At 65.1% G+C, this 10,253-nt stretch carries 10 protein-coding genes and 1 pseudogene; 5 read left to right on the top strand and 6 right to left on the bottom strand.

Going from position 1 to position 10,253, the window contains the following annotated elements; genetic code table 11:
• Positions 1 to 2 precede the first annotated feature (2 nt).
• Together F757_RS0127385 and arfB are read left to right on the top strand one after the other, a co-directional pair.
• Positions 3 to 2,174 carry an AAA family ATPase gene (locus F757_RS0127385; RefSeq protein WP_232221469.1) on the top strand — a complete coding sequence of 724 codons (2,172 nt, stop codon included), beginning with the start codon at positions 3 to 5 and terminating at the stop codon, positions 2,172 to 2,174.
• A gap of 39 nt (positions 2,175 to 2,213) precedes the next feature.
• A complete protein-coding gene (gene arfB / locus F757_RS0127380; RefSeq protein WP_027214169.1) occupies positions 2,214 to 2,618 on the top strand; it encodes an alternative ribosome rescue aminoacyl-tRNA hydrolase ArfB in 405 nt (134 codons plus the stop codon).
• Between the two features lie 117 nt (positions 2,619 to 2,735).
• Here arfB and F757_RS0127375 read toward each other — a convergent pair whose 3' ends face one another.
• Complete coding sequence (locus F757_RS0127375) at positions 2,736 to 4,052, bottom strand: EAL domain-containing protein (RefSeq protein ID WP_027214168.1); 1,317 nt, start codon at positions 4,050 to 4,052, stop codon at positions 2,736 to 2,738.
• A gap of 547 nt (positions 4,053 to 4,599) precedes the next feature.
• Here F757_RS0127375 and F757_RS0127370 point away from each other — a divergent pair.
• Entirely contained in the window at positions 4,600 to 4,890 is a 291-nt protein-coding gene (locus F757_RS0127370; RefSeq protein WP_027214167.1) for a putative quinol monooxygenase, read from the top strand.
• 159 nt (positions 4,891 to 5,049) lie between these two features.
• Here F757_RS0127370 and F757_RS0127360 read toward each other — a convergent pair whose 3' ends face one another.
• The 3 genes from F757_RS0127360 to F757_RS0127350 all read right to left on the bottom strand — a co-directional run bounded on the left by F757_RS0127360 (position 5,050) and on the right by F757_RS0127350 (position 6,723).
• Entirely contained in the window at positions 5,050 to 5,307 is a 258-nt protein-coding gene (locus F757_RS0127360) for a hypothetical protein (RefSeq protein WP_013339576.1), read from the bottom strand.
• 235 nt (positions 5,308 to 5,542) lie between these two features.
• Entirely contained in the window at positions 5,543 to 5,788 is a 246-nt protein-coding gene (locus F757_RS0127355) for a hypothetical protein (RefSeq protein ID WP_027214166.1), read from the bottom strand.
• Between the two features lie 257 nt (positions 5,789 to 6,045).
• Positions 6,046 to 6,723: a YdcF family protein gene (locus tag F757_RS0127350; RefSeq protein WP_035467496.1), complete on the bottom strand. Its 678-nt coding sequence runs from the start codon at positions 6,721 to 6,723 to the stop codon at positions 6,046 to 6,048.
• Between the two features lie 308 nt (positions 6,724 to 7,031).
• Here F757_RS0127350 and F757_RS0127345 point away from each other — a divergent pair, with 308 nt between their 5' ends.
• Positions 7,032 to 7,355, top strand: coding sequence for a hypothetical protein (locus F757_RS0127345; protein WP_027214164.1), 324 nt, complete (start codon positions 7,032 to 7,034; stop codon positions 7,353 to 7,355).
• A 312-nt stretch (positions 7,356 to 7,667) separates the two neighbouring features.
• Here F757_RS0127345 and F757_RS0127340 read toward each other — a convergent pair whose 3' ends face one another.
• Both F757_RS0127340 and F757_RS0127335 read right to left on the bottom strand, forming a co-directional pair.
• The gene (locus F757_RS0127340) at positions 7,668 to 7,922 is read right to left on the bottom strand and encodes a hypothetical protein (protein ID WP_027214163.1); all 255 of its coding nucleotides are present in this window, start codon (positions 7,920 to 7,922) and stop codon (positions 7,668 to 7,670) included.
• Between the two features lie 601 nt (positions 7,923 to 8,523).
• A pseudogene (locus F757_RS0127335) lies at positions 8,524 to 8,919 on the bottom strand (transposase); the annotation flags it as partial.
• 406 nt (positions 8,920 to 9,325) lie between these two features.
• Here F757_RS0127335 and F757_RS0127330 point away from each other — a divergent pair.
• Positions 9,326 to 10,228 carry a LysR family transcriptional regulator gene (locus tag F757_RS0127330; RefSeq protein ID WP_027214162.1) on the top strand — a complete coding sequence of 301 codons (903 nt, stop codon included), beginning with the start codon at positions 9,326 to 9,328 and terminating at the stop codon, positions 10,226 to 10,228.
• Positions 10,229 to 10,253 lie beyond the last annotated feature (25 nt).

Here is a 10,253-nt window from a genome sequence, read left to right as displayed (position 1 = left end):
GTCTGGCAAGGGCGCTGGTCGGACATGCGGGAGCCGAAGCCGAGGCCAATGCCGACGGCAACCTTGGCGGCAGAGCGGGCGCCGGTATCAGCGGCGACGCCGACGCCAACCCGGCCGCTGGTGCCAACGCGACCGCCGACGCAAACTCGACGACCTGCGCCAATTCGGCCACCGACGCCAATTCGGCCGCCGACGCCAATTCGGCCACCAACGCCAATTCGGCCACCGACGCCAATGCCACCGACGCCAATTCGGCCGCCGACGCCAATTCGGCCACCAACGCCAATTCGGCCACCAACGCCAATTCGGCCACCAACGCCAATTCGGCCACCAACGCCAACTCGACGACCTGCGCCAATTCGGCCGCCAACGCAAGTTCGACCACCAGCGCCAATTCGACCGCCCGCGCCAATTCGACCGCCGACGCCAATTCGACCGCCGACGCCAATTCGACGACCGGCGCCAACTCGACCGCCAACACCAACGCCACACAAACCCTGCACCAGCGGCTACTACGTTACTTCGGCCCTCCCGCGGACGACGAAGTGGACTGGCAGCGCGTGGCCGCGGTCATGGCGCTCTCCGGACGTCTCACCATTGTCAGCGGCGGTCCGGGCACGGGCAAGACCACGACAGTGGTCGGCCTGCTCGCGTGCCTGCTGGATGCGCGCGCGGATCTGCGGATCGCGCTCGCTGCACCCACGGGCAAGGCGGCGCAGCGCATGCAGGAAGCCTTGCTCACGCGCGCCGGCGCTCTGCCGCCCGAACTGGCCGCGCGTCTGCCGCAGACGTCGTACACGTTGCATCGTCTGCTCGGCTCGGGGCCGGGCGGGCGCTTCCGGCATCATCGCGACAATCCGTTGCCTTACGACGTGGTGGTGATCGACGAGGCGTCGATGATCGACGTCGCAATGGCCGCTCATCTGCTCGACGCCATTGCCCCGCATACGCGCCTCGTGATGCTCGGCGACAAGGACCAGCTTGCGGCGGTGGAAGCCGGTGCCGTGTTCGCCGAGTTGAGCGCGCGGCCGGCGTTCAGCGCACGCGGCGTGAAGCGAATTGCAGACGCGCTGGGGATCGACGAGGCGCGGCTAACGCGTTCGCTGCCGCAAGCGGCGAACGGCCTCGACGCACAGGCGGAGTATTGGGTGCGGCCTGACGACGCAGTCGATTACTCACTGAATGTACCCGACGGTCCGCCCGACGACCTGTTCACCGGGGCGGATCGAGCACACACGTGGGGCGAACCACGCACCGAAGATTTTGCCCAGCGAAGCGATCCGCACACTGAGCGGCAGACCGAGGCGCGCAGCAGCTTCGTGCCCGGGCTGTCATCCTCCGGGCTGCCCAACCCGCTCGCCGATTGCGTCGTCTGGCTGGAGCGCAACTATCGCTTTGGGCTGGACTCGCCGATTGGCCGCTTGTCGCTGGCAATTCGCAACGGCGCGGCGAGCGCCGCACTGGAAGTGCTGCTCGCCGACGCTACACAACATGCCGCCGCGCTTCACGAAGACACGCACGCGACGCTTGGCGAGCGCACCGTCGAGCGTCTCGCTGCCGGTTTTGTGCCGTATGCAAAGGCGCTGGCCGGCGCGCTAGCCCAAGCCACGCCGGACCCATCGCCACTTTTTGACGCGCTCAATCGCTTTCGGGTGCTGTGCGCGACCCGCTCGGGCGCGCGCGGCGTCGATCAGGTGAACGCGGCGATGGCGGCGCAGGTGCGGCGCGCGGCTGGTATCACGCTCGCAGTCGGCGCGCAGTGGTTCGCCGGGCGGCCCGTAATGGTCACGCGCAATGACTATGCGCTAGGGCTCTTCAATGGCGACATCGGCATTGCGTTGCCTGGCGCGGACGGCACGCTGCGGGTTTACTTCCGAACCGGCGACGGCGGTTTGCGAGCCGTGTCGCCGGCCGCACTGCCGCCCCACGACACCGCATTTGCGTTGACGGTTCACAAGTCGCAAGGCTCGGAATTCGAACACGCGGTATTGATGCTGCCGGCCGCGTTCAGCAGGGTGCTCTCGCGTGAACTGGTTTATACGGCGATCACGCGGGCTCGCGAGCGCGTCGAGATTATCGGGGCGCGTGCCGTGCTGGCGCAGGCCATTGCAACGCCGACGCAGCGCGACTCCGGTCTCGCCGCGAGAATCTGGGAGGCGGCGCGCGGCCAATAGCGGCGCGGCCATCGCATCGCCGTATACACTGGCAGCACCATGACATCCCGCTATTCCATCCCGTTGCACGAAGTCGAGCTGACCGCGGTACGCGCGCAGGGCGCCGGTGGCCAGAACGTCAACAAGGTCTCGAGCGCCATTCAACTGCGCTTCGACGTGCGCGCTTCGTCGTTGCCGGACGTGCTGAAAATGCGTCTGCTGGCATTGTCCGACCGCCGCATCACCCGCGACGGCGTGGTGGTCATCAAGGCTCAGGAACACCGGACGCAGGATCTGAACCGCGCAGCGGCGCTCGCGCGGCTCGACGAACTCGTGGAGAGCGTGAGCGTCACGCGCAAGCCTCGCGTTGCGACCAGGCCGACGCGCGCATCGAAGATGCGGCGTCTCGAAGGCAAGTCACGCCGCAGCGAAATCAAGTCGGGCCGCGCGCGCGTCGAAGATTGATGAGCGGTTGATGAGCGATCAACCAGCAATCAACCAGCGATCAACCAGCGATCAACCAGCGATCAACCAGCGATCAACGAGGCCGTCCACCGGCGCGCGCTGCCGCGCCAGACCCGGCTAACTGCGTCGGCTCCTCGAGCCCGTCGGCCCCATCGACGTCGTCGGCACGAAGTCGACGCACAGCACGTGCGTGTTGCCGTCGCGCTCGAATGCGAGCGCCGCCGTGTAGCAGTCGTCGCCGTCCGCGAGCGAGTAATGCGGGCCCATCATCGCGACTCGGCCGCGTGCGGCCAGCGCGTGCTTCAGATACGAGCGCCGCGACCAGTTGCTGCGCGCGGCGCTCGTGAGGGGCGCAAGCCGCTGCGCGAGCGCGGGCACGGACGCGGCTGTCACCGATGCCTGGGTCTGCTGACCATGCTCGTCGGTAATGAACACACGTCGCGCTTCCCGCAGATGCCACACGTTCTGCGCCGCCTGCTCGAGATCGCCGGTCGCCTGATATGCCCCAGCCGCGGCAGCTACCGCTTCGGCGAAGCCTTCGAAGCCGAGCTGCTTGTGGCGCGCGTGCGCAAGCTCGTAGTCGGCGAACTTGCTCCACATCGACGCTATCTGCGCGGGCACGTCCGCTATGGCCGCCTCGATTGAACCGTTTGGCTGGCCAAGCCAGAAACCCTGGACGAAATCGACGTCAGCCTGCATCAGGATCATCAATTCCTCGTCCGTTTCGACGCCTTCGGCGAGCACCAGCGTGCCGGACTGATGCAGCATCGCGATCAGATGGCCGATCATCGAATCGTCGCCTTCACGCTTGCCGGCGCGCGCGACGAGCGACCTGTCGAGCTTGACGATATCCGGGCGGAAGCGCCACACGCGGTCGAAGTTCGAGAAGCCGGTGCCGAAGTCGTCGATCGCGATCAGGAAGTCACGCGGTTGCGACGCGGCCAGCATGCTCGCGACGGCGGACTCGTCGTCGGCGGGCTGCTCGAGCACTTCGATCACGATGCGCTCCTGCGGCAAGCCGAAATGCGCGGAAAGCTCGTCGATAAAAGTCCGCTGCGGCCAGCCGGTTTCGAACACCTGCGGTCGCGTGTTCAGAAAGAGCCAGCCGCTGGCAATGCCTTGTTCCATGAAATTCGCCACGTGCAGGCAACGTGCGATGCGGTCGAGCTCGCGCGCGTCCGCCGCCGAGCGCGTGCCGGAGAACAGCACTTCGGGCGAGACAGGCAAACCGACCGGATCGAACGCGCGCAGCAGCGCCTCATAGCCGACCACGCACTGATGCGTGACCGACAGCACCGGCTGAAACACGCTATGCAGCGTGAGCGCGCGCCATGTCGCGCTCCAGCCGGCCTCGTCCCGGACCAGATGCGGCAGCAGGCCGCTCAGACTCAGTTCGCTGACAGATGGCATAAAGGCGGGCATGAGAGCGGACATGGTGGCATCGCGGCAATCGGGTGACGGGGGGCGCGCGCGGCTGCGGCGCCCGGCGGATGCGCAACGAAATACTCGACCTGAACGCCCGCACGGCGAGCCGGATCGAACCCTGGAACGCGAAGAGCGGTGCCAGCCATGCGGGACTCCGGCGGAGCGGTCAAAAATGAGTCTAGCAGCATGCGATTCGCATGAATGTGCGGGTTGTCACAGAGGCGCGGCGCGGCAGTGCCACGCATCACACCGGGCTCCGGCGGGCGGATAACGCAGCCGCCCTGTCTCGCGTTGAATCAGCGGAGCCTGCTGCGATGCCCGCTTCAATCGATCCGCCGATCGCGACAAGTCGCCATCAGGTATCTGTAAGCTTGCATGAGCCGAGGGTATCAGGGCGGCTCGTGAATGCCCGCCAAACTCCAGGCGGCGACGGTGCTCAGATGTTAGCTGCAGGCAAACGCGCGTCGCTGCCCGCGGAGGCGCGGCGGTGCGCGTCTGCCTGCAGCACGGCCGGGCAATGGGTATGCTGCTGCTTTTCGCAAAACGGAGAGGAAGAATGGCGGAAATCGCAGTGGTCGCAATTTCAGTTGCAAAACCCGGTTACGAGGAGCAGTTGCGCAAGGCGTTAGAAGGCATTGTCGGGCCGACGCGCAGCGAGCCCGGCGCATTGCAGTACGATCTGCACCGCGATGTGCAGGAGCCGCGCCGGTTCGTATTTTTCGAGCGCTGGACCAGTCAGGAGGCGCTGGCGGCCCACGCCAAATCCGCGCACATTACGGCGTATAAGGCGGCGGTGGCGGATTGGGTCGAACACGCGGAAATCCGCGTCGTGTCGAAGATAGCGTAGGTTTTGGTGTAGGGCTTGGGCGGGCGCGCTGAAACGGCGCCCCGGCGATCGGGGCGCGCTGCTGCAACGGCGGCGATCTCGGGCTGGCGCGAGTCGCGCGGCGCTTATCACGCGCTGTATCCGCCGCTGCTGTAGGCCGCTCGTGGCTAGCCGCCGCCCTTAATGTGCGGCTTGCGGTACGTCGAGAATCAGAATGATGGTCCAGTCGGCGTCGCCGTCGTGATGATACTGGCGTTCCGCGACGATGAACGGCTGCTGCTTGCCGTCGGGACCGAGAAACAGCACGTCGCCTTCCATCGGCAGGCATTCGACGGGCGGTAGCGCAAGAAACGCTTCCTGACCGCCGCGCGGCATCAGTTTTTCGATCTTGCGAGATGCTGCCTCAGTCCATTCGATATCTAGCTGGATGTTGCTCATGCTGTCCTCCGCACCGGGGTGCGCACGGGTTAGGGTTCCGGCGGGGTGCCGGTCCGGTAGGTGCGCGACTTTAGCATACCGGGCAACGCGCGCCGGCCGGTCCATTGGACAACAAAAAAGCCGGAACCGGCGCTGCCGGCTTCGGCTTTTCCGCGGGACGGCGACGCCGCGCAGCGGACGTGGGGCTCGGCAAACGCTCGACCAGGCGCTCTGCCGGCACGCCCCCGAATTGCGCTTACGAGCTCGACGCGTCGGCCTTCGTCCCCTTCTTATGATGACGCGGCGTTCCTTTGTGATGCTTCATCGGCTCTGCCGGTGCCGTTTCCATGGTTTGCTGGCGGTTTTGCAAATCTTGCGCGCGTTGCTCGACGTCGGCGGCTCGCGCCGGGTCGGTACTCATGGTGACGCCGCTTTCCTGCGCATACGCCGCACCGGTCATGGCACCCAGAGAAATCAGGATTGCGAGGGACATTTTCTTCATTGCTACCTCCGCAGAGTGGTTGTGGACCCGAGTACTTGTCTGTCCATCTGGAAAGACAGTGCATTCTAGCCAGCAATCTCCGCTCCAGCAGACGGTTTGTAACCGCAGGTGCCATCGGTTACATCCTGTTACGAACAGGCAATGCGCAGTGCTTAAGGCTGCGCGGGAACGCGCTTACGGGCCTGTCAGTCGAGTGCGAATGTCCGTCAGATTCGTTCGCATGGCTAAGCAAAGTCACTGCGGGTCACCCGTCTCGCTCAGAACAGGCCGACCGCGCTGTACACATGATATTGCGCGATGCCGATCAGCTCATGCAACGCGACTTCCGCGTTCGCCAGATTCGAATAACGCGGTAACACGCCGAGGCGTGCGCGGCGGGCGCTGGAGATCAATGGCTGCGGATCGAGGCCGAAATGGCGGAAATCCAGCAATGCTCGCGGCATGTGATACGCGGATGTGACGAGTATCAATGAGTCGTAACGTGACTGGCCCACAATAGCCGATACGTTGCGCGCGTTCTCGTACGTGGTGAGGCTCTGGTTTTCCAGCACGATGTCCGAACGCGGCACCTGTTCGCGCAGCAGGTAGGGCAGGTAAGTGTCAGCCTCGCTTGCCGGATGCCGCTGCGGATTGCCGCCGCTGACGATCACGGTGCATATGGCCGCACTGCGCTTGCATGCCACGTAGTTCCGCGCGCTGACGGCAATGCGTGCGAGCACCTCGCGCGGCGGCACGAGCACCTTCTCGCGGTTGTACACGGTGCCGCCGCCGAGCAGGATGATGGCGGTGCGCGGCGCGAAGCTGGCCGGCGGGCTGGTTTGCGCGACCGGCTGGGCAAGGCTCAGCAGCGGCGCAGTCAGCCAGCCGGCCGAAAGCAGCCAGAAAAGGGCGATGGTGCAGTAGAGGAGAGGGCGTCGAGCGCGCTTGCATATCACGATTGCTGCAAAAAAAAGCGCCAATAAAGTGAATAGAATCAATTTAGATGGGGTAACGTATGTCTTTCGGGATTGAATCTTCGGGCCTGCTATCGCGCCGCAGCGGTTGCATCGTCGGCTCGCAGGTAGAACGTTAACATGCGTTCTCACGGGGGTCCTGAAACATTAGACCAGGCAGCACCTGGTGGGATTCGGCCGCAGTGTTTGCGGCCAGCTTCCAGCCATGGGCGGGTGCCAGGCGCGTCGCTGGTGGCGCGGTGACGTGTTGGCATAGATGTGTCATAGCTGCACTTTAAGAAAGAAGTGAGATGACCACGTATTCCAACGAAGCAGTACTCGAAGCGCTGCGGCGGGCGCAATATCGTCAGGTGCCATGGGCAAGACGCCCCGGCGTTTTCCAATATCTTCGGGCGCTGGGTCTCATGGACACCGTTCGGCAACGCACCGTCGCGCCGGCGCCGGGCTTTCATGCCCCGGTCGACATCGCCGTGCTTACCGAGCGCGGCCGCGCCGAATTCGCGCGGCTCTCGCACGACGAAGGCCTCCTGACGTGGACCGCGAAGCGCATGAGCGACTATGTTCTCGCTGTGGCCGAGACACACTCCGACGCCTCGCTCGAAGCGCGCACCTAGCGGCGCCGTGCTTCGCAGGGCGGCACGAATTCCATCTGCAATGCTCGCAAGGCCTGCTGGCCTCGTCTGACGACGTGGGCGAAAAAAAGCCCGTATCGCAAGGATACGGGCGTACCGGAATTACTGCTGCCACGCTGTGCTAATGGCGTTGAGTCAGACCGATGTCGCAAGCCGTGGTTCCCGGAGATTTGCCTGGTCGTTGCAGCCTGGCTCTGATTCTGTCGCGGCGGAGGGACGGCGAGTCCGCCAGTCCTCTTGCCGTTCGCCCAGGCAATCACCCAACCTACGTACATTCGCCATGCGCGACGGCGCTCAACGGCGCCGGGCCGGATCGTCATGCGGCGTTTCCGGCCGCGCGCGCACATTGCTTGCAATGTCGCCGCGCAAGTCGCCGCGTGGAGCGGGCGGCGTGAAGTCGCGAGCGCGTTGCGCGCTTTGCTGCCATGCCTCGACCGAGGCCGTGCGATCGGGCCGCCAGTTCCAGCCTTGAGGGCGCTGTTGCGCAAGCGCCGGTGCGGCCATTGATGAAAGCACAATGCCGCACAGAAGCAGTGACATTGGTTTCATGCTGAGCTCCGTGCAAGCCCCCTGGACGCCAGGCCTGTTTGCATACGTATAAGGTATGCGCGGGCACGAAAGCACGCTGTAAGTAATAGTAAATGGATGTTTCACCCGAAACTCTTCGATCATGAAGGGCGTCTCAGGCCGCGCGAGTGATGCGGCGGGGGTGGGTAGGCGCGAAGCTCGCGTGTAGCGACAAGGCGAGAAGCGCCCAAGGCGCTTGAGCTCACTGATGGCGCGCAAGCGCACCGAAGCGCACGGAAGCGCACCGAAGGACACGGAAGCGCACCGAAGGACACGGAAGAGCGCTAAGGGCGGAAGTCCGCCAAAGCTGCGCTAACGGCTGGTACAAACGGTGTGAACAGCACGAGCCGGACAAGGCAAGACACTAGCCGGAACGAGTGCCGTGGACCATTCGATTCAAAGGCGGCGCGCTCGCAAGCGAGCACGAAGACATGTATTCCAAAACGGGTTGTCTCCCGCGAGCCGGCCAAAGCCATCCGCGCGAACTACCCGCCGTCGGAACAAACACCGCCGGGCAGGTACCGGGCGGATTCAGACAAGCGCCGGGCGCCCGCAGGCGCCCGGAAGAACATGATGTGACTCAGGCCATCTTAACCGGCGCACGCCACGATTCGGGATTGGTCCAGAACGCGCCGCGCAGACGGTCACGGCTCGGCGGTGCCGGCGGTTTGGCGGCGGTCGCGCCGATCCGCCCGCGCAGTGAAATTTCGCGTCCGCTCGTGCCTAGTCGCTTCACAATTTCGGCGAGCGTGCCGTCGGCTTGCCACTCGTCGAAACGGCGGCGGCAGGTCGGCGGTGACGGATAGCGGCCCGGCAGTTTGGACCAGCCTTCGCCTGTCGACAGCACCCACAGCACGGCGTTCACGACTGCACGCGCTTCGACGCGCGGCCGGCCGCGACGCTCGCTCCGTGCTGGCTCCGCACAGAACAACGCCTCGACCAGCGCCCACTCGTTGTCTCTCAAATCGTCGAACAGCATCATGTTTCACCTCAGCGAAGCTAACTCCGGTGCGCTGCCCCGCGCCGCGCACTCTCCACGCACTCGATAGGCGAGTGCCAAGGGGGTCGGGTTTGCCACGGTCTTTTGCAGTCAGAAGTCATGGCGCCGACCCTGTGAGCATCTCAATGCAGGATGTGTGCCAACTTCAGTCCAACTGCCTCGAAGCCCCGTCGCAGCGGGCCAGCGCGGGCGCTAGCTAGGGCCGTATGAGAATCCAAAAAACCCATCTCGCAAATCGGGACAATCACCAATCTTGTGCAGTCAGGCCCGCGCGGCGTGCGTTTGCGCCTTATTGCTGCATTGCAACGATCCCGCGAGATCGCGCCTGCGGCGTTCTGCGGGGAGTACAATGCGCATCAAATCGTGCCATTAATGAGTACGCGAAATGAATGTGACGTTGCGCCAGCTAAGGGTTTTCATCGAGGTCGCGCGCCTGCAGAGCTTCAGCCGCGCGGGCGATGAAGTCGGGCTCACGCAATCGGCGGTGAGCCGTTGCGTGCGCGAACTGGAAGGCGAGATCGGTCTGAAGCTGATCGACCGCACGACACGCGAGGTCCAACTCACGGACGTCGGCGGCAACCTGGTCGCGAGCGTGTCGCGTCTCCTCGGCGATCTGGACGATGCGCTGCGCGAGATTCGCGAGATCGGTGAACAGCGTCGCGGGCGGGTGGTCGTGGCGGCGAGTCCGACCCTCGCGTGCCGGCTGATGCCGCGTGTGCTGGCATCGTGCGGGGAGCGTTTTCCGCACATCGCGCTCAGCCTGCGCGATGACGTGCAGAGCGACGTGGTGCGCAAGGTCCGTTCGGGCGAGGTGGATTTTGGTGTGATCATCGGCCCCTTCGCCACCGACGATCTTCTGAGTGAGCCGCTGATGACCGACTCGTTCTGCCTGGTTTCGCGCGACGATCATCCGCTCGCTGCACGCCCCGAGGTCGGCTGGGCAGACCTGGAAGGCGAGAAGCTCGTCATGCTCGACTACGCGTCGGGCAGCCGGCCGATCATCGACGCCGTGATGCACGAGCACGGCGTAAGCGCCACGGTGGTGCAGGAGCTCGGTCATTCGGCGACCGTATTCGGCCTCGTCGAGGCGGGCCTCGGCGTGAGCGTGCTGCCGTGGCTCGCGTTGCCGTTGCCGGCCGGCGCGGCGCTGGCCGCCCGGCGGCTCGTGCCGCGCGCCGAGCGCACTGTCGAACTGGTGCGGCGGCGCGATCGCTCGCTGTCGCCGGCGGCGGAGGCGGTGTGGGGCCTGATTCACGAATTGCCGGCGCGCGCGGAAGATCTGCTTTGACTCGATCGCGACGCTTCGGAAACTG

Origin of the sequence: Burkholderia sp. WSM2232 (assembly GCF_000472545.1) — a bacterium.
In the GTDB taxonomy this organism is placed as follows: Bacteria; Pseudomonadota; Gammaproteobacteria; order Burkholderiales; family Burkholderiaceae; genus Paraburkholderia.
This window is presented reverse-complemented; position numbering and strand designations above follow the sequence as displayed.